The following is a 23,140-nucleotide window of genomic DNA, read 5'->3' as shown; positions in this document are numbered from 1 at the left end:
GGGGATAATGTGATTTAGTACCACATTTATATCTTTCCCAGCGAAGTGTGATAAAGAACACATGTAGCAAAAGAATTTTTACACAAGTGTCAAAAAAGGCTACAACGTTGAATTTACGTGTATCAAATATAACAGTCGCTTAACGATCGCATTAATAGCTAGCTGTATAAAACAGGAAAAAGACACAAGAAGCTGTATAGATCGGAAATAAATTAGATATACCGTTTTGGCATAGCACGATTTTGGCGCAGTAACGCCTCGCGATCGAGATTTTGCCAAAAAAAATCAGCTCCCATCTACTTCAAGAGCAGAGAAAGCCGAATGGGTTCTATAAAGATCTAATCTATAAAGCAGACCGATCTGCCCAGTGATTCGCCACCTCTAAAGCGGCGGCTACTACTCGAAAATGTTCGTCTTGCTGGAGTCTAGCGATCGCACCCTTTGTTGCCGTGTTTTGAAGACTTTGCAAGGCGATCGTCGCCCGCCAGCGGTTGCGCCAGACGGGATCTTGACATAATGCTAACAAAATCGATAGTGCTGGTTCTTGGAATGGCGAATTTAATAAATGTCCCATCGCTAATATCCCCACCTCTTTCACCGACTGAGTTTCATCGGCAATCGCGATTTCGGCGATCGTGAAAATTTCGGCATGATAATTAGTATCCAGCAGTAGCGAAATGATGCTTTGACGGACTAACCAATTATTAGTCTCTTTAAATAGATGTACCAATAATGGAATCGCGCGATCGCCAAAATCAAAGATCGAATTAGCAGCTTCTCCCATGACATTAGGATCGCGATCGGTTTTAATGACACCTGCTAATAATTGAAACGATGCTTCTACTAAATGATTGCCCAAACCCATTACCGCAATCCGCCGCTGCATGAAGTCGCTCGACTCTAGTAAGCGGGCGAGGATCGGTACGGCAATCTCGGCAGAAACTTTGGCTAGTTTATCTAATCCCGCTTTTTGCTTATCGAGGGCGCGATCGCGTAAATCTCGATCGATCTGCTCTAAATCTACTGGTAATTCATCATGTTCGGACATGCAGTTAACTAGGTGTGAGGCTACATTTAGATCTTACACTCGAAACAGATGGTGAATTTAATTTGCAGCCGCCACCCAATTAATGACCGTATTGTGAGAGACTCCGGTTTGGCGTTCGATCTCGCGGAAGCTCATGCCCTGCTGATGTAGCATCAAACATTGCTGCTTAGTTTCTGGAGGATAGCCGCGCTGACTGTATTCGTCGGCGAATTGTTTGCCACAAGCCTTGCAAATATAGCGTTGCTTGCCATGTCGATGTCCATTTTTAGCGACTCGATCGCTATCGCAGTTTGCACACACCATTACTTTGTTGTGCATTAGTAAAGCATCGCCGATGTAGGGATCGAGATAGGCGTAGAGGACTTTTTTTAGCTCTGTATAAAGCTTTTGGCGATATGTGCGATCGCTTTTCAGGGCAGTTAGAAATAAGCCGTTATAAGTGCGATGGAAGACTTCGGCAATTAGTTCGCTTTGCTCGCGATCGAGATTGGGGTTGCGCTGTTGGCAAATATTAGCAAATTGCTGAATTACCATCCGATCGAACTCATCATCAAATAGCACGAATAGCCCTGGTATAGGGGCGAGAAAGTACTGTAGATAAACGATTTGGTGAATGGGATGCTCGAAGTATTCCGCATGAGTATCAACCATTTGGTCGATCGTTTGACTGAGGGGACGGCGGATATCTTTGGCGAGAAGTTGGGCATTGACGATCGCGACTTGCTCCATGTGCTCGGCTTCTAGAGCGTGGAAAATCGCTAATTTGTCGGGGAAGAATTGATAAATCGAGCCGACTGCGGTATTGGCTCGATCTGCTATTTGCTGGATAGTGGCCGCGCTGTAGCCTAGTTCTGTAAAGACTTCTGCGGCGGCAGTGAGGATTGTGGCGACTCGCTGTCGTCCGCGTTGTTGCTTGGGTTGACGGCGGAGCGAATTAGCACTTGACATTTGTGAGGATTTATTCATAAAATTACAATATCAATACCTACCAGGATTTAAGGATTTACAGGATTTACAGGATTAGGTTGTCAGTGCGAACCTGTATTCCCTATTCCCTACCCCCTATTCCCTATTCCCTATTCCCTATCCACTATTCACTAACTCATGAATATGCTCCAAGGTACACCCTGGCTCTTAGCTCACAAATCTATGCTAACAGTCGATAAACCGTATAAAATATCGCTTTATGGCAAAGATTACGTACTGTGGAAAGATCGCCAGGGGAGTATTAATGCGCTAGAAAATATGTGTCCCCACATGGGTGCGATGTTGCCGGCGGGTTGGTGCGAATCAAAACCCGATGGTACTAGTACGGTAGTTTGTCCGTTTCACGCGCTTGAATTTGATGCTAGCGGCTGTACGATTTTACCTGCTACTCGCAAGCAAACATTACCGCAATTAGCACCACTAGAGTTAATTATCCAAGGCGATTTTATTTGGTCTTATGGTGGCTGCGAGCCAAAAATACCAATTCCGAATATTCTGAATGAAATTGCGGCTAATTACGAACTTGTTGGTGTGACGGGAGAGTGTAGCGTCGCCACCGATTTGCGCTCTATGTTGCTCAATATGCACGATTATAATCATCAGAATGGCACGCATCGGGAGCTATTTAAAATTACCGAAGTAAGGTTCGATCGATTTATCGATGAGGGTCATCATTCTCATGCTTATTATGACATGCCCACCGCACCCAGTAGTCTTCAGGAAAAACTCAAAAATCCAGCTCTATTAGTAATACCGAAAGTTTTGTCGGCACATTTAGAAAATTACTTTCCGCATTTAGTCATTTTTCATGGAAATCTCCCGGCGGGAACGGTAGCGCAATGTCATTTATTCGTGCCAGAGTCAGAAACTAGCACTCGAACTTATGTATTATTGTTCGGTCAACTCAAGAATCCTTTGTTTAGGCTGATGGGCAAAAACTTCTTAGATATGGTTAATGTGGTTGTCGAGCAAGATGTACATATTTTAAGTAATATTTATCCTAATGCGCCGCAGAAAATAAAATTGAACAATGAAGTTGGGATGGATTGGGTATATCGTAATTTCGATAGTTTTCCCGCAATCGAATCGCCGAATTTATCAACTAAATAATTGCTTAAAAGCTGATTCTTCTCGAAGTGAGGTAAAGTCGGTATCAGTTCGAGCATGTTGTTTCAAGGCATCCGGTTCTAGTTCGATCGCTTTTTGCAAGCAACTAATCGCCCGATCGACATTATGTTCTAAAGCATGACAACATGCTAAGTCGTACCAAGCAGTTGCATTCTTTGGCTCAAGATCGACTAATTTTTGATAGGTGACAATCGCCGTCAAATAATCTTTTAACTCGTACAACAAAGCACCTTTGGCATTTAGAATATTTTCTGCTTTTGGGGATATCGATAGAGCGATGTCGAAGGTTTCATCGGCTAATTCAAATGCTTTATTTTTTTGCTGAGATACTCCTAAATAATAATAACCGTCGATATTGTTAGAATCTAATTCAAGGGCTTTTTTTAGAGATGAAATTGCATCTGGATATCGTTCGAGGCTAAAAAATAGTATGCCCACACTCAACCAAGCGCGTTCGTTATCTTCGTTAATCGCGATGACTTTTTGATAACATTCGATCGCTTCTGCTTGCCGATCGATCTGCCATAAGCAATATCCTTTTTGCCACCAAGATTCTTCTCCATCGGGGTTGACTTTAATCGCCCGATCGAATAATTCGATCGCGGCTGGGTATTGCTTTTTCTCGATTAAACTTTTACCTTTTTGAATCCAACGATTTTCTGGAGAATTAAGACCCCAACCGATAATTATTAAGATAGATATGGCGATCGCCTGATTGATTGGATGTCGGAATGCAGCCGATCCCACGCTGACTAAATCACCAGGGATATTCAGGAAATTATCGATAATCGTTCTAACTACTCTAAACGTAAAGCTACTAAACCAAGGTACGAACCAAAATAAAATAACGATCGCTAAGGTACTATATTTTCTAAACGCATTAAGCTGAGTTTGCATCGGTTTCGACAACCAAGGCTCGATAATACCATAACCATCTAAGCCAGGAATTGGTAATAGGTTAAGTACCGCTGCAAAGACTTGTAAATACAGCAAAAAAGCTAAACCACTGAATAAAAATGAATCTTCAGTCAAACGATAGATCGAGGTTGTATTAGCATCTAAAAAAATCCAAAATGGAATTGCTAATAGTAGAGCTATTAAAATATTAGCACTCGGCCCCGCCGCCGATACCGCACTTTGCCACCACCGATTTCGTAATTTGTGATTGTTGATATACACGGCACCACCCGGTAAGCCAATTCCACCCATGAGTAAGAATAGTACTGGTAAAACGAGACTATAGCCAGGATCTGTATATTTAAGCGGATTGAAAGTGAGATAGCCTTTCTTTTTAACGGCAGTATCTCCGCCCCAATAAGCAACGATCGCATGACTGAATTCATGCAGACAGAGCGAAAAGATCCACCCAAAACAGACAATAATTCCAACTAGCCACATATATAATTGTTATCGATCGAACTTAGTGTTAGTATCGCATCCCCAGGCGTACCATTCTAATTGTAACTAGAGATTCTCAAATCGTCCCTATTGTTGCGATCCAAATTTGCAGATATTTTCCTCAATAAAGTTCCCATCGAAATTACTAAATTAGTCGAGCCAATTGACTCGATCGAAACCCTCACAGAGCAAGTTTGTTAGAATGTACGAGCAGACTATCGGCTAAGTAATTTTTCAGAACATGAGTACCCAACTGTACCAAGAAATCAAAGAATTCTATGATGCGTCGAGCGATCTCTGGGAATCAGTCTGGGGCGAACACATGCACCACGGCTATTATGGCGAAGATGGTAACTATAAATTAGATCGTCGTCAGGCTCAAATCGACTTAATTGAAGAATTACTCAAGTGGTCTGGAGACTACAATAATCGTCCGCCTCAAAATATCCTCGATGTCGGTTGTGGAATTGGTGGAAGTAGTTTGTACTTAGCTGAAAAATTCGGCGCGCAGGTAACAGGAATTACGCTTTCACCCGTACAGGCAAATAGAGCTAGGGAAAGAGCGCGTGCGGCGGGTTTGGCAGCCAAGGCAGATTTTCAGGTCGCCAACGCACTAGAAATGCCGTTTGCCGATAATAGTTTCGACTTGGTATGGTCGCTCGAAAGTGGCGAACACATGCCAGATAAGGTCAAATTTTTACAAGAATGTTATCGCGTTTTAAAACCTGGTGGCAAACTAATTTTCGTAACTTGGTGTCACCGTCCGACGACTGCGACAACGCCACTGACGACTGACGAACAGAGGCATTTACAGGATATTTATCGTGTGTACTGCTTGCCTTATGTAATTTCGTTGCCAGCTTATACCGAAATTGTGACTCAATGTGGATTTAAAGATCTACATGTGGATGATTGGTCTACCGCTGTCGCGCCCTTTTGGGATGTGGTCATCTATTCGGCAATCTCACCACAGGCTGTTATCGGGCTGTTGAAGGCGGGTTGGAAGACGATCGAAGCGGCTTTGTCGTTGCGCTTAATGAGTGAGGGTTATCGGCGCGATTTGATTCGCTTTGGTCTGATTACTGCGACGAAGTAAACTTGCACATAGGTTATGGAAATAGATCGCATTCATTTCTACGTTGTCGATGCACTCCGCACGCGGGATTTATTAATCGAACAAATTGGGTTGCAAGCTCTAGGCGAAAGAGTTAACGAACACACGATCGAATATTTGGTCGGTAACGATAATCTATTATTTTCGATCGCATCCCCGCTTACTGCTGCTAGTCCTGTCGCCGATTATCTCGCTCGACATCCATCGGGGGTAAAAGATGTTTCATTTAGAGTAACCGACCTAAATGCGATTAGGAAAAGAATTGAGAGTTCGAGGACTCCAATCTTGGCAACTTCAGATCTGGCTGAAGATGTAGAGTGGATCAAAATTCGCGGCTGGGGTGGGATCGAGCATACCATTACTCAAGCTCGATCGAAATCAATCAAGCCAGCGATCGCGACCACAGACTCAATTATTAGCATCGACCATGTGGTTTTAAATGTGCCTGCTGGCGATTTAGAAATGGCGACAGTTTGGTACATACATTTCCTTGGCTTTAAAGTTCAGCAGAATTTTAACATTCAAAGTAAAAAATCGGGTCTGACCAGTAAAGCTCTAATTAGTCCTTGCGGTCGGGTCAGATTTAATATTAACGAACCGAGTTCGAGTAATTCCCAAATTCAAGAGTTTTTAGATCTCAATTGCGGTGCGGGTATTCAGCATATTGCCCTCCAAACTAACGATATTTTATCTACAGTCGATCGGCTTGGGCAGCAAGAATTAGCCTTTTTGTCCATTCCCCAGGCTTATTATACAAACTTACGAAACCGGGCTAACTCAGAACAGAATTTACTCTTAACAAACGATGAGTGGCAACAACTCGAACGATTGCAAATTTTGATGGATTGGTCTTCAGCCACGCCGACAGAAATTCTCTTGCAAATCTTCACCCAACCGATCTTTGAATCGCCCACATTCTTTTTTGAATTAATCGAACGCCGCAATCGAGCGCAAGGATTTGGGCAAGGTAATTTCCAAGCCTTATTTGAAGCGATCGAAGAGTATAATTCTATCTAACCTGAGATGGTGTCTGAAAAGTCTTATTGGTTTCGATCGTAGGTTGTCAATCCCCCTGTCTTGAAAAGGTGCTTTACTTGCGGCGCACTTTTGGACGGGTTCCCCGTCAAAATAAGTGCGACAAGACAGGGGAAACGTCGCGCCCCAAAAGCTCGCGCCCCAAGAACGCACTTTTCGCTGTCTTGTCGTTTTTTTATTCGGGGGGAACCCCGAATAAAAACGCCGCTAAATCCCCCTTGGAAAGGGGGACTTTCAGCGCAAGCGCATCCTTGGGGGTTGGGGGATTTATACGCTTTTCAGACACCCTCTGAGAACATGTCAGAAAAGTATAGTTGCCCCGTTTCTAGTAGGCAGATCTCTCTAAATCCGGCTCCTCTCTTCTTGAAGCAGGGCTGTTAACCCAACTTCGCTCGAACGACTAAAGCGGTAATATTATCATGACCGTTATATTCGTTGGCAAAATCGATCAGTCGATCGACTCCATCTTGGAGATTGGCATTAGGCGAGAGTAAAGGTGCGACATTTGTCAACCAATAATTTTCAAGTAATTGATTGTCAGTCAAACCATCAGAAGCTAGCACGATCAGCGTATTTTCTTGCAGCTCAAAAAACCTAATATCGGGGGCGATATAATTGCGATCTCGCGGGCCGATGGCTTGAGTCAATTGATAAGAGTCGGGACGACCGTAAGCAATATCTGGCTCGACTCCGCGTAAAATTTGTTGTTGCCCCACCTCGTGATCGAGCGTGAGTTGAATTAAACCCTGAGTCGGGGTAATCCCATAGCAGCGTGAGTCGCCAACGTGCGCCACAGCAATATTTCGATCTTGGACTAAGACCAGCACTAATGTCGTGCCCATTCTCCCGCTACCGTGAGCGGATTTTTTTTGATTGATTTCAAATACCGCCTCATTTGCGGCGACGATGCCTTCGCGGATCGTTTGCTCGTCGGGGAGGGTATCACCGTTCCACCGAGTGTCAAAATAGTCTCGCAAGATGTCTACAGTCATCGCGCTAGCAATTTCGCCCCCATCGTGTCCGCCCATGCCATCGCAGAGAATGTAGACCCCTCGTGCGTTAATTTCATTGCCTTTAGGGCTATTTCGGCGATCGATCCGACTCACCATGCCGTAGCAATCTTCATTATGGTCGCGTTTTTTGCCCGTATGCGTAGCTGCGGCATCTTCTAAATCGATCAGCTTTTGAGCTAGCGAGATCGTCGGTGCTTCTTGCGGGGTGCTTAAATCTGCGGAGGCGGGCGATTGGAGTGGCGCGCTCAGTTGCTTGGGTTCTAGTTCGTAGGCAATTTGCTGAAGCCTAGATCTAACTTCTTCCACGCGTTCGACTTCGCCGCTTTGAATCGATTGGAGCAAGTTGGCGAGTGCGGAGGAGGCAGGGCGATGAGATTCGACTTCTGGCATTGGGAAGCGATCGAATAATTGTTTCCACATTCGCGCCAGATCGGCAAGTTGCAGTTGTCTATCGACTGGTTCTGGGTGCAACCGTTGGAAGCAAATTCTCGCGTCTTCATCGAGCAGTAAATTAGCGGTTTCGAGCAAACTTTGACGCATTTGCCACGGTTCGAGAGCCACCCACAGCTTGAGTGTCGAATCTAGCCAATAGATGGTTTGAGAGGAGGGGATTTGGGGATCGTTCCAGTTAGCGGCTAATTGTTGCCAGTTACTGCGATCTTCTACGATCGTTACGGCTTTGCCGTCGTGACTCCAACTATCGCGAATCGTGGGTACCGTACCCGGTAAACTGACTTGGAGGGCGATATATGCCTGGGCGACTTTAGGAATGCCATGTGTATTCCAAAACTGCCATTGTCGATAAGCGGCGATCGGTTTTGCCGCAGATGCCTCCGTGCTGTCGGTTTTCGCTAACTGGGCAACATCGGCAGGACTATCTAATGTGACGGGTTCTTGCTCCATCAATATCTCCAAGAGGGTATTACAGAATGGTTGACGATCGATTACCCGGACTTGGCTAGAGTCGCCCGGTTTCAGTAGCTGGAGTGCTACCGGATCGAGCAATCTATAGTTACATTGAGGATCGAGATAAGTTGTCGCCACTAATGGCTCGCTGTTAACGATGGCATCTAATGTCGGTTCGACTTGCGGCTCAGACGTGGTAATTGACGATGAAAATTCGCTAGTGGGTTTGCCTGCATTCAAATCTGGCTGAGAAAGATCCCAGGGACTCCGCGTCAGATCGTCGCTGGGTGGGGCGGAAACAGAGTTATCTGGCTGGCTCTCGATTGGTTCGAGGACGGCGACTGGTACGTCCCACAGATTGAGATCTATTTCCGATTCGAGATTGCTATCACTAGCATTTAATTCGGCGAAAACCGAGGAATCATACCCCGATTCAGCTCCGATTAGGGCTAGATCGCGTTCGATTTCTGTTGGCTCTACTCCAATCTGGTGGGTAGTGTCACTTGTCGGTTCGATAATTGCCCACCAGTAAGTACCGCTGCTGGTTTGGCACTGCGGACAACTTTCGGCATCAAAGTCTACGTTTTGCCCACAACTACGACAAATATAATGTTTGAGCGATTTACCACAACCTTGACAAAAATTGTGGTGCTGGGGATTTACTAATTGACAGTAGGGACAGCTAATCATAGGGGTAGATGACAACAGAGCACTTCAGGGATATGGGTAAGCAACCTCAGATGTGGGTTATCGAGTGGGCGGCAATCGAATCGCTCGACATGCTACCAGTGGGATCGAGCATCTGTCCCCGAAGAGCCACCCATATCTTGCAAACGCCAACAGATTACGATGAGATTGGCAACACCAAACTTACCTAAGATTAAATCTAGTTTGCCATGTGTCAGTCTCAGATTGAAATAATCTAACTAAAATAAATACTCTAATATCTATACTTCCCATTCGATCGCCTTAAATTTACAACCTCTTGGCTATTATATTGATAATTGTCATCGATACCGCTTTGATTTGAGATTTAATTGGCTCGACAACTACTTATTTTATAGACTAAAAGTAGTTGTTGCCGATCGCCAGTCGAGATTGTCCTCTGTATCGATTTTTTAGCCAAAATTATTGGCTGACGATTTGCACCGTAATGCCAATCGCGATCGATCCTATTCAAAATGACGCATTAACTGTAACGTGCCTAGCCCCAAATCGTCATCGGCGATCGCTTTTGTTTCCAAAAAAGCGATCGTCTCGCGGATGCCAGGATTGCCTCGCGCTTTACCCGTCAAGCCTTGGGCGACAATTAAGCCGCAATATCCTTGAGTTTTTTTGCTCCGCTGGTTCCACTTTTTGCGCGCTTCGATATGTACCGCGCTCTCATTGTCAAACTCGCCAAATAGCTGCATTTCATCATCAGCGAGTTGTAAGATTCCTAAATCAAAACTATCACCAGCGATCGGATCTTCGCCAGGATTGAAACAAATCCCCTGCAAGCCGCCAGCTTGTTGAATTCGCTCGATAATTTCGCGGGCTTTGGGGCGTGTCGTTTGAATCAAGATAATTGGCAAACCTTCGCCTACGGGACGAACTTCGCTCGGTTGGTGATAAACAGCCGACTTGCGAATGATTTCGACTCGATCCCAGGGCATCATCCCCAAGCTAATAAATGAGTCATTGGGAATTAAATCTTCGCGAATTTGGAGTTCGAGCGGATCGAATTCTTCATCATCTAATGCCAGATGTATCTTCAGCAATTCTTGAGAGAGTTCTGGCAATGTCTCTACCGTCACTGTTTCGCTGCGGGTTGGGTGTGCGGCTCCACTCACTCGCAGCATCGGTTCTGGCGCGCCGATCTCTGGGATTGTCACTGAAATCGTTGCCGAGAGACTGGGGAGTTCGTCTGCTTGTAATTGTTCCCTAAAATCGGCTATGAACTCTTTGAGTGACATTAATGCCACATTCGTCGCGATCGCTTCTTCTTCGTACAAGAAGGGGCGCATACCCTCCATTGGATGAATGTTTCCAAAGTTCGGTTCGATCTCGGTTGCTGGCAAGGTACCCAAATCGCGATGCGAATCGGTTCCTTTAGCAGGAAGTGAATCTACTACCGAGTCGAAAGTTACAAAAATGCAATCTTGAGACAAAAATGCCGACTCCATCTGACTCGATTCGTCGCGGTTGAGAGCCATCGCCCGAAACCGTTGCAACGATTCGACCGATCGATAGAGCAATATGCCATACTCCATCCCTAACATCCCCATCACCGACACATAAAATTTTTGGATGTCCCATTGATTTAACTCAATCGAAATCGCCTCATAATCGGCTAACATCGACCACGGAGCCAACGTCCAAATCTCTCTGGCGGTGGCTTTAAGCGATTCTAAATAGCGACGGGGCAATTTGGGCGCGCGCGCGCCCGCCAGATCGGCAAACCGCTGAAATAATTCATCGACAATTGGCAATTCAGGGACGTATTCGACGATGATCTCTAGATCTTGCAGTACGCCGCGCAAGTAAAATTGTAACTGTCGATCGCGGACGATAATTTTCTGGGGACGTGCTGGCTGAGAGGGAGCTTGCGGTGATTCCATCGCCTTAATTAGTGCTCTGACGATCGCTTCGCTACCCATCGTCGCATTGACAACTTCCATCGATCTTACGATGCAGTCGATTCCATCTACCCAGACGATCAGTTCTCGTCGCTGCTGGAGCCGCTCTCGATCGGGATTGCGATCTAATTCTAACTCTTGCGCCAACTCTGCTACGTAGCGTCGATCGCCCTCCCAGACACTGGAAAGTTGCGGAAGTTGCTGGAGTCGTCGTTGAGTGGAAGGACTAATCGCCGTCATAATCAAATTGCACCTAAGAATCGAGCGGAAATTGAAAATATCCGCCATTCCGATCTTATGCGTTAATTTATAGTCAGCACCGATCGGGTCAGAGAAGTTAACATAGATTTAGGTTTAAGTTAATTTAGATCTGCTAATTTGGAGATCTTTTACCAAGGAGTCGAGCGCAACCCATGACTGAAGTAATTACCACGAAAAAACCCAGCATCCAAATGACTGACAGTGCTTTGGCGCACGTCCTGGCATTACGCGAAAAACAAGGTAAAGATCTGTGCTTGCGCGTCGGTGTCCGTCAAGGCGGTTGTTCTGGCATGTCCTACGTGATGGATTTTGAAGACCCCAGTCAAATTCGAGACGACGACGAAATCTGCGATTATGGTGGGTTTAAGCTGGTCTGCGATCGCAAGAGTATGCTATATGTTTATGGTCTCGTCCTCGACTACAGCGATGCGATGATCGGTGGTGGGTTTCAATTTACCAACCCCAATGCCGCTCAAAGCTGTGGTTGTGGTAAGTCTTTTGCAGTTTAGGAAGGCTTTAGGTATTAGGCTTTAGGCTTTAGGTTTTAGGTTTTAGGCTTCAGAAGTATTTTAATAACCAATACCGAATACCCAATCCCGAATACCTAACACCCAATGCCTAACACCCAGCACCTAACACCCAATACCTAATATCTAACACCTAAATCATGGCTGAAACAATCGCCCCCAACGAGCTGTTTGACAATGCAATTAAGGACTATCAAGCAGGTGAAAGTCCCGCGAAGCTAATCCCGATTTTCATTGATGTTTGTAACAGATCGCCGAAACTCGATAGCGCGTGGACGTGTCTATCTTGGTTGTACTTACTCGAAAACAAGCCGCAACTAGCGATGAAAGCCGCTCTAAAATCGATGAAAATCGATCCCTTCGACGCTCAAACGCGGATTAATTTAGCAGCAGCGATGCTAGATGCCAAGCAATCTGGCGTGCGCGAACATATCGAACTGGCGAAAAGTCTCGTCGAAGCCGCTCCCGAAGTTCGCGATCAAGTAGTCGCAAATTTTAAAGATGGATTCAGTCGCAAACCCGATTGGGCCAGTCTCAAACGGATTGAAAAGTTGATATTTGAAGACTAGAATTAAGATCTGGGTAGGGGTAATTCATTAATTGTCCCTACCCAGATCTCAGCATGAGAGGGTGTCTGAAAAGCGTAGATCTAAATCCCCCCAACCCCTTACAAAGGGGGATTTAGATCTACGATCGAAGCCAATAAGACTTTTCAGACACCCTCTGATGCCAATTTCAAAGGTTCGATCGATTGACGCGATTGTCAGTTGGGCAGTATTTTACATGATTTAGATTTTCAGACGATCGATATCGATCTTATAAATACTTATTCTGACTGGTTTATTTTCGTGGGTTCGTAATTCATAACTGCTAAAAATGTTAAATACTAAAACTCAACTAATCGGTTTACAAGCTGACAGATTTCGCCATCCATTAGACTTGGAAGCTACTACTAGTCTCCGCAGGCTCCCTGGATTAGATTTATTAGTTCGGAATTTATTAGGCGGCGTAACTGAAGACTTTTTATATCTAAATAATATTGCTGCTAGCGTTTTAATTGGCGATCGACAACTCCCCGATATCCACAAACTACTAGTCGAAGCCTGTCAGATTCTTGATTTAGAAGTCCCCCAACTCTATCTCAAACAGCACCCCGCCCCCAATGCCTATACAATGGCAGTCAGAGGTAAAAAACCCTTCATCGTCGTCCATACCTCCCTCGTCGATTTACTCACCCCCGCAGAACTCCAAGCCGTCATCGCACACGAATTGGGACACCTCAAATGCGAACATGGTGTCTACCTCACCCTCGCGAATATCATTGTTTTAGCTACAGGCGGCTTATTGCCTGGTGTCGGCAGTGCGATCGCTCAAAATCTCCAGGCGCAAATGCTACAATGGTTGCGCTGTGCCGAGTTCAGTTGCGATCGGGCGGCTTTACTCGTCAGCCAAGATCCCAAAACCGTAATTTCTGTCTTAATGAAACTCTCTGGCGGTTCCCCACTACTGGCTCCCTTACTAAACGTCGATGCTTTTCTCGATCAGGCTCGTGCTTACGAGGCGATCGGCACCACTAGTTTTGGTAAAATGCTCACAGCCAGCCAAACCGAACAACTCAGCCATCCCGTGCCCGTATTGCGTGCTAAGGAAATCGATCTGTGGTCGCAAACCGATAATTATCAGTCCTTGCTAAATAACCCCACCATGCGTTATGATAAGCAGGCTACAAATAAGGGCGGCTGGCGGAATTGGTAGACGCAGTTGACTCAAAATCATCCGCGAAAGCGTGTCGGTTCGAGTCCGACGCTGCCCATGGCACAACACCTAATTTTATTCCGGTTGGGTATCTCAGAAACCCGACTTCTCGATCGAGAAGTCGGGTTTCTTTGTGGGGTTAAGGTAAGGGGTGATTCATGAATTACAGCCAAAAACTTGTTAAGGAATTATTAGATCCCACTCCCACCATCGGGGGATCGCCTATAGTGTCTAGAAGGTATGGTTGCTAACGCCTAAAACTAGAGCCATAGCTTCAAAGTAGCTGCCTGTATTCAATCCGAGGCTCAAATCGTTTTAATAATTTGTTAGATTAACAATTAAACTACCCTCGCGATCGATACACCAGCACAGGGCATTCGCGGAGAGTACGCTTTCATAAATCGTCCTTGAAAATTTTATGTCCGTTAGCACCATCCGTGGCAGCACTAACTATACTAACTAATCTATTGGGCATTTCCCGATTTTAACTGCCTATGAATAGCTTCCCCTGGTTGACCACCATTATTTTATTTCCAGTGCTCGCTTCCCTGGCGATCCCCATCATTCCCGATAAAGACGGACGGACGGTGCGCTGGTATGCCTTGATCGTGGGATTGATTGATTTTGTCCTACTCGTCTATACCTTTGCCAATCACTACGATATTCATAGCGATCGACTCCAGCTAGTCGAAAGTTATACTTGGATTCCCCAACTAGACCTCAGATGGTCAGTAGGTGTCGATGGCATCTCGATGCCGCTGGTATTACTCACCGCTTTTGTGACGACGCTGGCAATTTTAGCAGCATGGCCAGTCACCTTCAAGCCCAAACTGTTCTACTTCCTGATGTTGGTCATGTACGGCGGACAGATTGCTGTCTTTACCGTCCAGGATATGTTGCTATTTTTCTTGGTGTGGGAGCTAGAACTAATTCCCGTTTACCTATTCCTGGCAATTTGGGGCGGGAAGAAGCGACTGTACGCTTCGACTAAATTTATCCTTTACACTGCTGGCGGCTCCTTATTCATCCTGGTAGCTGCCTTAGCGATGGGATTTTATGGCGATACGATCAGCTTTGATATGCGGACATTGGCGGCTAAGAATTATGCCCACAATTTTCAGCTCTTTATGTATGCGGGGTTATTAATTGCCTACGGGGTCAAATTACCGATTATTCCGCTCCATACTTGGCTCCCCGACGCGCATGGCGAAGCTACCGCACCCGTCCACATGTTGCTAGCGGGAGTATTACTGAAGATGGGCGGTTACGCGCTGATTCGGATGAATGCAGGCATGTTACCCGACGCTCATGCTACGTTTGCGCCAGTATTAATCGTGCTGGGGGTGGTAAATATCGTCTATGCCGCCTTAACTTCGTTCGCTCAACGCAACCTCAAACGGAAGATTGCTTATTCCTCGATTTCGCACATGGGATTCGTGTTGATTGGGATTGCCTCATTTACCGACTTGGGTATGAGTGGCGCAGTCTTACAAATGGTCTCCCACGGGTTAATTGGGGCGAGTTTATTCTTCCTCGTTGGCGCGACTTACGATCGTACCCACACCTTAATGCTCGATGAAATGGGCGGTGTCGGGCAAAAAATGAAAAAGATTTTTGCGATGTTTATCGCCTGCTCGATGGCTTCCCTCGCTTTACCCGGTATGAGCGGCTTCGTCGCCGAACTAATGGTATTTGTCGGTTTTAGTACCAGCGATGCCTACACGACCCAGTTTAAAGTGATTATGGTGTTAATTGCGGCAATCGGGGTCGTACTTACACCGATTTATCTACTCTCAATGCTGCGGGAAATTTTCTATGGTGCCGAAAATAAAGAGTTGGTCGAACATGAGGAGTTAATCGACGCGGAACCCAGAGAGGTATTTATTATCGCTTGTCTGCTCGTCCCGATTATCGGTGTCGGGTTCTATCCCAAACTCCTGACCCAGATTTATGACTCGACCACTACCACACTAACAGCACACCTACGCGATTTCGTCCCGACGATCGCTCATAAACCAGCCAATCCAGTAGCGATTGGCGATATCGTCCGCGCACCAAAAATTATTGACTAGCTTCACCCTCTGAGCTACGGTGTACACACAAGTCTGAATAAAAGCGAAAACCCTAGACAGCCCCCTTCCCAAGGGGGTTGGGGGATTGAGATCTAAAAACGAAGTCTAGCCGACTTGTGTGTACACCGTAGTTACAAAGGGGAGGGCTGGGGCGGGGTGAAGGACTACGCCTCATCTCAAAAGACTTGCCCCTACCCAAGGAAGAATTACAAGTTATCTAACCGTACTTATTGCGTTTATCCTGTTTGGAAGATTTGAGTTTGGTTTGTTGCTCCGGCGTGAGAATTGCCTTAAATTGCTGTTGGCTAGATTCCCGAATCGCCTCAATTTTTACCTTTTGGTCTGCGGTCAAATTCAGACTCTGCAAACCATCGCGACGCATATTCGCTTGCTGTTGTTGGGCGGGGGTCAAAATTGTATCCATCTGGCTGCGTGCAGATAGCCGCAGTTGTTTCATTTTGGTTTTCTGCTCGGGAGTAAGATTGAGTTTATCGATCCCGCCTCGTCCCCAGCCTCCATCTTGAGGCAATTGTGCTTGTTGAGCGGGAGTGAGAATCGCCTTAAATTGCGCTTTGTTAGCATTGCGCATGGCTGTGAGTTGCGCCTTTTGGTCGGCGGTAAGATTCAGACCATTTTTACCTTGCCGATTGGCTTGGCGTTGAGCGGTAATTTGCTTGCGCTGTTGGCGTTGTGCCGGAGTCAGCACTGCATCGATTTGGGTCTTAGTAGCCGCCCGCAGTTGCTCCATTTTAGTCTTCTGTTCGGGAGTAAGATTGAGATCGCTTAACTGTCTGCCCATCTCATTGACAGCGAGGTGTCCGCCACCGCGATGGTGGTTGGAGTGGTTACCAGCCGCCATCGATGGTGTCGCGATTGCGAGTAAGATGAGGGGAAGTAATTTGACTAGTCGATTTAGCATTGGGGGATTCGGGTGGTTTAGATTGCAGATAGGTTGTCTTTCCATGCTGCTATCTTACGATTTCCACCCCGATGCTCACATCGCACTAAAGTCACGAGTAATCGGTAATTACCCATGACTATGGATCGATATAACAGTGCTTGCAATAGTCGGGTAAATCGTGAGTACCAATCCGTTCGCGGAGTTGTTGGTAAGCTTCAGAATTCCAGATCTCTTTGAACTCTTGCTCGAACACATTCCCCATGTTAGCGACATCAGCATCTGCGACGACACAGCAAGGAACCACATCACCATTAGCGGCGATGTAAGCACTCTTCCACGGCCACGGACAAGGTTTCTCGCGACAAAAGCGAGTCGATTCGTTAATGACTAGTTTGATGCCTACTTCAGTTGCTGTTGCTTGAGCGGTGGCGAGTTGAGTCGCGAAAGTATCCGATTCGGTCGTAACTTGAATATCGTCGGTATGAGAGAGCATTTCATCTTTACCCCAGCTAGAGAGATAAGGCTGAATGGAAATATAATCGAGTCCGAGATTTTTACTTAGCTCGACAATTTGGGGTAACTCATGGACATTTTTTTGAGTGATGACAGTCCAAGCGGAGACTAATAAGTTGCTGTTGGGCTTACGTTCGCCAACGAGCATCCGCACATTTTCGACAATTTTATTGAAGCGACTGCCGGGGCGCATTTGCGCGAAGGTTTCGGCGGTAGCTCCATCGATACTATAGGTAATTTGAGTCCGATTGAGTTGTGCTAGTTGTTTGGCTCTGTCTGCATCGCAAACGCTACCATTGGTATGAAAATGCATCCGCAGCCCGCGCTCTTCGCCAGCTTGAAGCATGGGAATGAGTTGTTTGTTTAGGAATGGTTCACCCATCCCTTGAAGCTTGACTTTCATCAAGTTCGGGATTTGTTCGAGGACTTTAATAAAGGTGGCTCGATCGAAATAAGCTGGCTTTTTATCCCAATAAGTAACTTGACAGTGGCTGCATTTAAAATTGCAGGTATTATTCGGCTCGATATCGATCGCGACTGGCAACCAGGGGACTTTTTTCCATCTCTTGGCATAAGCTAATCTCGTACCAACCCAGTCTATTCCGGCGCGAGGCTTGAGTGCTAAATCTTTAATAAAGAACTTTAAATCTTTTAATAACATTGCTAATTCCCCTCTTGAATTTACGATCGATAGAATATTCTGCTGCTTTAACTTTCTTTCATACCACCCGTGCGATCGATATATTACCCGCCTGGTGTATGTGAGAAAATATTGAAGCTAGTAGCTCTGGGGTTTAATTGATTTTAGTGCGATCTCTCGATCGAGATCGAGAATATCTACAGAACTTAATATAGTATCCAGATTAGCAATTTTTCCGAATCTGGATACTATATAATAGCTAATTTAGACTTAGATCGAGTTTTTCTTGCGCGGCTTTAAGTGCGGTTTGTGCTGAATGTTTGTTTAATAATACCGACTCAATTGCGCGTCCGAGTTGTTCGGATATTTGACTGTAACTAGGTTCGATTGGTCGAGATCTACCATATTTGGCTTGGTCTAGAAATACTTGAGTTGCCGGAGTTTTACTGACATAATTTCGATAGCTAGATTCTTGACGAGATTTAAGATTCACAGGTAAATATCCGGTGCCTAATGCCCACTCAGTTTGAAATTCTTGACTTAACACATATTCCATAAATTCCCAAGCTGCTTGTTGATGTTGGGGGCTACTTTTCATCATGAATAAATTCTCGCCGCCGACACTAGTTGCCGATCGAGTTCCGGCAGGAATCGGCATCACATCATAGTCAGTAAACTTCATACCTGCTAATTGCCCGAATGTCCACGGCCCGGTTAACTGCATGGCAACTTTGCCAGTTAAAAAATTAGCTAATTCATAACCTCGCTCTGGTGAAGATAAAATTGCCGTGCCCGATTTAATTAAATCTTGCCATAATTGCAGTGCGGCGATCGCACCAGGATTATCGATCGATATTTTTGCTGTTTTAGGATTATTGCGACCCGATTGAGATTGCTGTGGTATCAATTCGCCACCGCCACCCCACATAAATGGCAGCCAGGTGAATACAGTCCATTCGCCTTGTCCTAATGGTAATAACATGCCAAACTTATCATTTTTACCATCGTTATTAGTATCGCGAGTAAGTTGTTGTGTTGTCGTTTTTAATTCTTGCCAATTAGTTGGAAACCGATCGATTCCAGCGGCTTTGAATAAACTCGGACGATAAAAAATACCGACGTTATTAGTCGCAAATGGAATCGACCATAAATGATTTTTATATTGCATCGAACCGAGTAAAGCCGGATCGATATCTTTGGTAACCGCCGATCGATTCCACCATTTATCTAAAGGTTCGATCGCTTCTAACTCGACCAATTGCCCGGTTAACATCGATCCGAACCAGAGTAAATCTGGTGGCGTACCACCGACAATCGAGGCGAGAATTTTGGGTAATTGCCGATCGGATTGACCCACATATAACGACTCAACTTCGATAGTCGGATGGGTGAGATTAAATTTAGTTACTAACTTCTGAAAAACATCGCGATTGGGTGGTGGATTGATGCCTTGCCATAAAGTCAGATGCGTCACTCCATTAATATCTCGCTGAGTGGGCGTACATCCGGCGATAATTACGAGTAAAATTAGAGCAATCGAAATTCCAACTTTAGCAGCTAATCGGTTCATATGTCAGGTCATAGTAAATGGGCAACTATTAAGCGACAAAAAGCACGGGTTGATGCTGTGCGTGGGAAAACATTTACCCAATTATCGCGAGCAATTATTGTCGCCACGCGCAATGGGATTCCCGATCCCGATGGTAACTTCCAACTGCGAACGGCGATCGATAAAGCTAAAGCCGCAGGTATTCCCAACGATAACATCGATCGGGCGATTGCCAAGGGGGCGGGGACTTTAGACAGTAGCAACCAACTCGAAGAAATTCGCTATGAGGGTTATGGTGCGGGTGGGGTAGCGATTATTGTCGAAGCTCTGACAGACAATCGCAACCGTACGGCAGCAGATCTGCGATCGGCTTTTACCAAACGGGGTGGTAACCTGGGGGAAATGGGCTGTGTGGGGTGGATGTTCGACCTCAAAGGTGTGTGCGCGATCGAGGGGAAGGTTGATGAGGATAAACTGTTAGAAGCGGCTCTAGCGGGCGGTGCGGATGTCTACGAGTTGCTTGAAGATGAAGAGCAGCCAGGGGCGGAAGTATTTACGACAGTAGCCAATCTCGAACACTTGAATTCTACCCTGCGATCGACTGGTTTTAAAGTTAGTGATGCCGAATTGCGCTGGATTCCGCAGACTACCGTACTAGTCTCAGATCCAGAGCAAAGCAAGCAACTGCTCAAACTTGTTGAGGTACTCGAAGCTCTAGATGATGTCCAGACGGTGACTGCTAATTTCGATCTGGCAGAAGAACTATACGATTGACGAGTTTAGTCTCAACTTGAGGAACTTATCGATGCCAGCCAGAATAATCAGGAGATCGAGTGTTAAACTGATTAATGAACCCCACATCCTACCTACTTTCTACTCGACTTGAATGTCAACAATTGCAAAAAAATGCGATCGTGAGTGAAGAGAATAGTGTATGTGTATTTAGGTAAGTGACATTACCATAATGTTAATAAATATCATAGGCAAGGAGGCGATCGCGAGTGGACGAGTCCTATCAAACTTATCTCAATCGCGTGGCAAAGATGACCCTACCTGCCACCTACGAATCTCAGGTCAAAAACATCCAACAATCGCCTAAATTCAGGCTGAAAGAGGATGGAACCCAGCAACCAGTATCATTTCCAGGATATTCGGCGATTACGCCACCAGGAGCGGAAGATCCGGGTAATAGTGCTGTATTCAAAGATTTAGCCGCCTGTCAGCAACAACTGATCGAGAAATTAGAACCAGATTTATTAGTATTAGTCGATCCAGCTAGTTTTCACTTCACGCTAGCCGATTTAATTTGGGATAGTGCCTACCTGACAGCAATCGCCACCAATGCTGATTTTGAGAGTAAATTAGTCGATCGAATTGCCGATAGTTTTAAAATCTATCAAGATGCACTCGTCGATACTACCCCCATTCGCTGGCAAATTATGGGATTAACGGTCAGACCGCGCGCGATCGAGGTAAGTTTAGTACCGAAAGATGAATCTAGTTACGATCGCATTATTGCGTTCCGGCGCGCGATCTATCAAAATTCGAGTCTAATTTCGCTAGGCATCGAGCAGCAGTACTATTTTACCGCTCACACGACCTTAGCTTACTTTGCTAACGTCCAGCAAGAAATAGATCGCGTGCGACTCAGCGATACATTGCAAGCATACAACATGCACTGGTTAGACAATCCTCAAGAAATTACTTTAGCTCATGGGCAATTGCGGAAGTTTACCGATATGTATACTTACCAACGAGAACCAAATTTCCCGATCGTGCAGTTGTAAATAACTCCGAATTTTAAATAATACCGCAACGATAACTAAATTTGGTTGTCGTTTTTTTATGCCTCGATTCGATTCAGATACCCAGACGCTGGTGGTTTCGATAGAATGGATAGGTACAAAGGCAGCAACCATCGCCCCTACAGCGACTAACCCAAGTTGCTAGTTATGGGTTTTTAGTAGGATGGGTTTTAGGTTTTAGCGATTAGGTTTTGCGGATGAAATCACGCGGAGGTTCCCTCCGCATGTGTTTCACCAAGCAAGGTTTTATCCCATCGCTAATACCCAATACCTAATACCTAATACCCAAATCTTTAACCTTGGTTATAACTAGCAAATTGTGTTAATACCGATGGGATTTTGAGTACAAATTTATATCCATTCCTACCCACAAGATTAGATGTCTCTATCTTCTTATCAGATCCGCTGGTGCAATAGCCTAGCCGAAATTCCACAAGCTGATTGGGATGCGCTAGCAGTGCCCTTAAAGACCCCTTTTTTAGAATGGGACTGGTTGAATAACCTAGAGACTTCTGGCAGTGTTACCGCCGAAACTGGGTGGCTACCAACGCACTTAACCGTCTGGAGCGGACAAACATTAGTTGGAGCCGCAGCTCTATATGTCAAGGGACATAGTTATGGCGAATTTATTTTCGATAATCAGTGGGCAGATTTAGCGCAACGGATGGGAATTAGGTATTATCCCAAATTGGTGGGCATGAGTCCGGTTACCCCCGCCGAAGGGTATCGATTTTTAATCGCACCGAACGAAGATGAAGCCGAAATCACCGAATTAATGGTGCGATCGATCGATGATTTTTGTAAGCTGCATCGGTTATCTGGCTGCCACTTTTTGTATGTCGATCCGCAGTGGCGATCGCAAATGGAGACATATGGATATAGTCTGTGGATCAATCACAATTATGTCTGGCAAAATCAGGAGTACCAGAATTTTGACGACTATTTGGGTGGATTTAACGCCAACCAACGGCGGAATATCAAACGCGAACGCAAGTCAGTCGGCGATGGTGGATTACAGCTAAATACGGTCGCGGGAGATAGCATCGAACCTCAGTTATTTTCCCAGATGTATGCTTTCTATGCCGATACCTGCGATAAATTTGGCTGGTGGGGGAGTAAATATCTAACTCCAGAATTTTTTGAGGGGTTACACGAGCGTTATCGCCATCGAGTGGTATTCGTCACGGCGATGGGATCGGATCCGACCACCCCCGTGGGCATGTCTTTTTGCATTACTAAAGGCGATCGACTCTACGGTCGTTATTGGGGTAGTAGTGAAGATGTCGATTGCCTGCATTTTGATGCTTGCTACTATACTCCGATCGAGTGGGCAATTCATCACGGAATTAAAATTTTCGACCCCGGTGCAGGTGGCAGACATAAGAAGCGGCGAGGCTTCCCCGCAACAGCTAATTACAGTCTGCATCGATTTTATCACCCTCGATTTGGCAAAATCTTACGCGACCATCTTGTCGAAGTAAATGAGTTGCAACAGCAAGAAATCATCGCCATCAATCAAGATTTACCGATGAAGATCGCTCCGCAGTCGATTGTCGATCCTCAGGCTTCACTCGGCACGAGCGGTTGAAATTAGAGCGATATCGTCACCAGACTTTAGTGCAGATCGATCGCTATTACCGACGTTAATTCACTCGCAATCTAGTCGATCGCAGCTATTTTCATTAAAAAAGAGCAGATTTCTGCTCAAAAAATCCACAAATTGTTGAATTATCGGTTAATCTAGATTTAATAATTAGATTAACTATTAAATTCATGACCCTATTAACCGATAATTTAACAACAATCGATCGCGAACTATCCAATCGACACATCGATCTCGATCCGAATGGCTACTTTATTATTTATGTCG

20 protein-coding genes and 1 tRNA gene are annotated in these 23,140 nt (G+C 45.5%); 13 read left to right on the top strand and 8 right to left on the bottom strand.

The annotated features are described in order from the left end of the window. Positions 1 to 343 precede the first annotated feature (343 nt). Positions 344 to 1,048, bottom strand: a complete 705-nt coding sequence (locus tag RMO79_RS03890) for a HEAT repeat domain-containing protein (protein WP_310481745.1) — start codon at positions 1,046 to 1,048, stop codon at positions 344 to 346. Between the two features lie 57 nt (positions 1,049 to 1,105). After that, positions 1,106 to 2,014, bottom strand: coding sequence for a TetR family transcriptional regulator (locus tag RMO79_RS03885; protein WP_310481744.1), 909 nt, complete (start codon positions 2,012 to 2,014; stop codon positions 1,106 to 1,108). Between the two features lie 138 nt (positions 2,015 to 2,152). Here RMO79_RS03885 and RMO79_RS03880 point away from each other — a divergent pair, with 138 nt between their 5' ends. Beyond that, on the top strand, positions 2,153 to 3,145 hold the full coding sequence (locus RMO79_RS03880) for a Rieske 2Fe-2S domain-containing protein (RefSeq protein ID WP_310481743.1): 993 nt from the start codon (positions 2,153 to 2,155) through the stop codon (positions 3,143 to 3,145). Here the strand turns inward: RMO79_RS03880 and RMO79_RS03875 are convergent. Continuing rightward, positions 3,134 to 4,561 carry a tetratricopeptide repeat protein gene (locus RMO79_RS03875; protein WP_310481742.1) on the bottom strand — a complete coding sequence of 476 codons (1,428 nt, stop codon included), beginning with the start codon at positions 4,559 to 4,561 and terminating at the stop codon, positions 3,134 to 3,136. The genes RMO79_RS03880 and RMO79_RS03875 overlap by 12 nt on opposite strands. Before the next feature lie 241 nt (positions 4,562 to 4,802). On the opposite strand from RMO79_RS03875, the gene RMO79_RS03870 reads away from it, so the two are divergent. Continuing rightward, entirely contained in the window at positions 4,803 to 5,657 is an 855-nt protein-coding gene (locus tag RMO79_RS03870; RefSeq protein ID WP_310481741.1) for a methyltransferase domain-containing protein, read from the top strand. 15 nt (positions 5,658 to 5,672) lie between these two features. Further along, positions 5,673 to 6,692 (top strand): 4-hydroxyphenylpyruvate dioxygenase, encoded by a 1,020-nt coding sequence (gene hppD, locus RMO79_RS03865; protein WP_310481740.1) that lies wholly within the window; start codon positions 5,673 to 5,675, stop codon positions 6,690 to 6,692. A 395-nt stretch (positions 6,693 to 7,087) separates the two neighbouring features. Here hppD and RMO79_RS03860 read toward each other — a convergent pair whose 3' ends face one another. Next, positions 7,088 to 9,319 carry a serine/threonine phosphatase gene (locus RMO79_RS03860; protein WP_310481739.1) on the bottom strand — a complete coding sequence of 744 codons (2,232 nt, stop codon included), beginning with the start codon at positions 9,317 to 9,319 and terminating at the stop codon, positions 7,088 to 7,090. Positions 9,320 to 9,351: 32 nt separating this feature from the next. Here RMO79_RS03860 and RMO79_RS03855 point away from each other — a divergent pair, with 32 nt between their 5' ends. Then, the gene (locus RMO79_RS03855; RefSeq protein WP_310481738.1) at positions 9,352 to 9,507 is read left to right on the top strand and encodes a hypothetical protein; all 156 of its coding nucleotides are present in this window, start codon (positions 9,352 to 9,354) and stop codon (positions 9,505 to 9,507) included. A 294-nt stretch (positions 9,508 to 9,801) separates the two neighbouring features. Here the strand turns inward: RMO79_RS03855 and RMO79_RS03850 are convergent, their stop codons facing one another. Next, a complete protein-coding gene (locus RMO79_RS03850) occupies positions 9,802 to 11,487 on the bottom strand; it encodes a DUF6930 domain-containing protein (RefSeq protein WP_310481737.1) in 1,686 nt (561 codons plus the stop codon). Positions 11,488 to 11,660: 173 nt separating this feature from the next. Here RMO79_RS03850 and RMO79_RS03845 point away from each other — a divergent pair, with 173 nt between their 5' ends. The 5 genes from RMO79_RS03845 (at position 11,661) to RMO79_RS03825 (ending at position 15,862) form a co-directional block, all read left to right on the top strand. Continuing rightward, the gene (locus tag RMO79_RS03845) at positions 11,661 to 12,017 is read left to right on the top strand and encodes an iron-sulfur cluster assembly accessory protein (RefSeq protein WP_310481736.1); all 357 of its coding nucleotides are present in this window, start codon (positions 11,661 to 11,663) and stop codon (positions 12,015 to 12,017) included. 158 nt (positions 12,018 to 12,175) lie between these two features. Further along, a complete protein-coding gene (locus RMO79_RS03840) occupies positions 12,176 to 12,604 on the top strand; it encodes a hypothetical protein (protein ID WP_310481735.1) in 429 nt (142 codons plus the stop codon). A 307-nt stretch (positions 12,605 to 12,911) separates the two neighbouring features. Further along, positions 12,912 to 13,790, top strand: a complete 879-nt coding sequence (locus tag RMO79_RS03835) for a M48 family metallopeptidase (protein WP_310481734.1) — start codon at positions 12,912 to 12,914, stop codon at positions 13,788 to 13,790. Next, positions 13,769 to 13,848 (top strand) — tRNA-Leu (locus RMO79_RS03830). The genes RMO79_RS03835 and RMO79_RS03830 overlap by 22 nt, the downstream gene beginning before the upstream one ends. 436 nt (positions 13,849 to 14,284) lie before the next feature. After that, positions 14,285 to 15,862 (top strand): NAD(P)H-quinone oxidoreductase subunit 4, encoded by a 1,578-nt coding sequence (locus RMO79_RS03825; protein ID WP_310481733.1) that lies wholly within the window; start codon positions 14,285 to 14,287, stop codon positions 15,860 to 15,862. A gap of 217 nt (positions 15,863 to 16,079) precedes the next feature. Here the strand turns inward: RMO79_RS03825 and RMO79_RS03820 are convergent, their stop codons facing one another. The 3 genes from RMO79_RS03820 to RMO79_RS03810 all read right to left on the bottom strand — a co-directional run bounded on the left by RMO79_RS03820 (position 16,080) and on the right by RMO79_RS03810 (position 19,486). After that, the gene (locus RMO79_RS03820; RefSeq protein WP_310481732.1) at positions 16,080 to 16,781 is read right to left on the bottom strand and encodes a Spy/CpxP family protein refolding chaperone; all 702 of its coding nucleotides are present in this window, start codon (positions 16,779 to 16,781) and stop codon (positions 16,080 to 16,082) included. Positions 16,782 to 16,899: 118 nt separating this feature from the next. After that, on the bottom strand, positions 16,900 to 17,937 hold the full coding sequence (locus tag RMO79_RS03815; protein ID WP_310481731.1) for a radical SAM/SPASM domain-containing protein: 1,038 nt from the start codon (positions 17,935 to 17,937) through the stop codon (positions 16,900 to 16,902). Between the two features lie 238 nt (positions 17,938 to 18,175). After that, positions 18,176 to 19,486, bottom strand: coding sequence for an ABC transporter substrate-binding protein (locus RMO79_RS03810; RefSeq protein ID WP_310481730.1), 1,311 nt, complete (start codon positions 19,484 to 19,486; stop codon positions 18,176 to 18,178). Between RMO79_RS03810 and RMO79_RS03805 the strand changes: the two genes are divergently transcribed. The 4 genes from RMO79_RS03805 to RMO79_RS24425 form a co-directional block, all read left to right on the top strand. Further along, on the top strand, positions 19,487 to 20,239 hold the full coding sequence (locus RMO79_RS03805; protein WP_310481729.1) for a YebC/PmpR family DNA-binding transcriptional regulator: 753 nt from the start codon (positions 19,487 to 19,489) through the stop codon (positions 20,237 to 20,239). It begins immediately after the preceding gene. 227 nt (positions 20,240 to 20,466) lie between these two features. Beyond that, positions 20,467 to 21,252 (top strand): DUF1868 domain-containing protein, encoded by a 786-nt coding sequence (locus tag RMO79_RS03800; RefSeq protein ID WP_310481728.1) that lies wholly within the window; start codon positions 20,467 to 20,469, stop codon positions 21,250 to 21,252. A 397-nt stretch (positions 21,253 to 21,649) separates the two neighbouring features. Next, entirely contained in the window at positions 21,650 to 22,858 is a 1,209-nt protein-coding gene (locus RMO79_RS03795) for a GNAT family N-acetyltransferase (RefSeq protein WP_310481726.1), read from the top strand. 185 nt (positions 22,859 to 23,043) lie between these two features. Then, the coding region (locus RMO79_RS24425) for a DUF4346 domain-containing protein (protein WP_396136512.1) at positions 23,044 to 23,140 on the top strand (97 nt) is incomplete at its 3' end.

It is taken from the genome of Chamaesiphon sp. VAR_48_metabat_403 (assembly GCF_031422475.1).
Lineage (GTDB): Bacteria > Cyanobacteriota > Cyanobacteriia > Cyanobacteriales > Chamaesiphonaceae > Chamaesiphon.
This window is presented reverse-complemented; position numbering and strand designations above follow the sequence as displayed.

What these genes read in the sequence shown, in the direction of transcription:
- RMO79_RS03890 (WP_310481745.1), bottom strand. Translation starts at nt 1,048, where the DNA reads ATGTCCGAACATGATGAATTACCAGTAGATTTAGAGCAGATCGATCGA.
- RMO79_RS03885 (WP_310481744.1), bottom strand. Translation starts at nt 2,014, where the DNA reads ATGAATAAATCCTCACAAATGTCAAGTGCTAATTCGCTCCGCCGTCAA.
- RMO79_RS03880 (WP_310481743.1), top strand. Translation starts at nt 2,153, where the DNA reads ATGAATATGCTCCAAGGTACACCCTGGCTCTTAGCTCACAAATCTATG.
- RMO79_RS03875 (WP_310481742.1), bottom strand. Translation starts at nt 4,561, where the DNA reads ATGTGGCTAGTTGGAATTATTGTCTGTTTTGGGTGGATCTTTTCGCTC.
- RMO79_RS03870 (WP_310481741.1), top strand. Translation starts at nt 4,803, where the DNA reads ATGAGTACCCAACTGTACCAAGAAATCAAAGAATTCTATGATGCGTCG.
- hppD (WP_310481740.1), top strand. Translation starts at nt 5,673, where the DNA reads ATGGAAATAGATCGCATTCATTTCTACGTTGTCGATGCACTCCGCACG.
- RMO79_RS03860 (WP_310481739.1), bottom strand. Translation starts at nt 9,319, where the DNA reads ATGATTAGCTGTCCCTACTGTCAATTAGTAAATCCCCAGCACCACAAT.
- RMO79_RS03855 (WP_310481738.1), top strand. Translation starts at nt 9,352, where the DNA reads ATGGGTAAGCAACCTCAGATGTGGGTTATCGAGTGGGCGGCAATCGAA.
- RMO79_RS03850 (WP_310481737.1), bottom strand. Translation starts at nt 11,487, where the DNA reads ATGACGGCGATTAGTCCTTCCACTCAACGACGACTCCAGCAACTTCCG.
- RMO79_RS03845 (WP_310481736.1), top strand. Translation starts at nt 11,661, where the DNA reads ATGACTGAAGTAATTACCACGAAAAAACCCAGCATCCAAATGACTGAC.
- RMO79_RS03840 (WP_310481735.1), top strand. Translation starts at nt 12,176, where the DNA reads ATGGCTGAAACAATCGCCCCCAACGAGCTGTTTGACAATGCAATTAAG.
- RMO79_RS03835 (WP_310481734.1), top strand. Translation starts at nt 12,912, where the DNA reads ATGTTAAATACTAAAACTCAACTAATCGGTTTACAAGCTGACAGATTT.
- RMO79_RS03825 (WP_310481733.1), top strand. Translation starts at nt 14,285, where the DNA reads ATGAATAGCTTCCCCTGGTTGACCACCATTATTTTATTTCCAGTGCTC.
- RMO79_RS03820 (WP_310481732.1), bottom strand. Translation starts at nt 16,781, where the DNA reads ATGCTAAATCGACTAGTCAAATTACTTCCCCTCATCTTACTCGCAATC.
- RMO79_RS03815 (WP_310481731.1), bottom strand. Translation starts at nt 17,937, where the DNA reads ATGTTATTAAAAGATTTAAAGTTCTTTATTAAAGATTTAGCACTCAAG.
- RMO79_RS03810 (WP_310481730.1), bottom strand. Translation starts at nt 19,486, where the DNA reads ATGAACCGATTAGCTGCTAAAGTTGGAATTTCGATTGCTCTAATTTTA.
- RMO79_RS03805 (WP_310481729.1), top strand. Translation starts at nt 19,487, where the DNA reads ATGTCAGGTCATAGTAAATGGGCAACTATTAAGCGACAAAAAGCACGG.
- RMO79_RS03795 (WP_310481726.1), top strand. Translation starts at nt 21,650, where the DNA reads ATGTCTCTATCTTCTTATCAGATCCGCTGGTGCAATAGCCTAGCCGAA.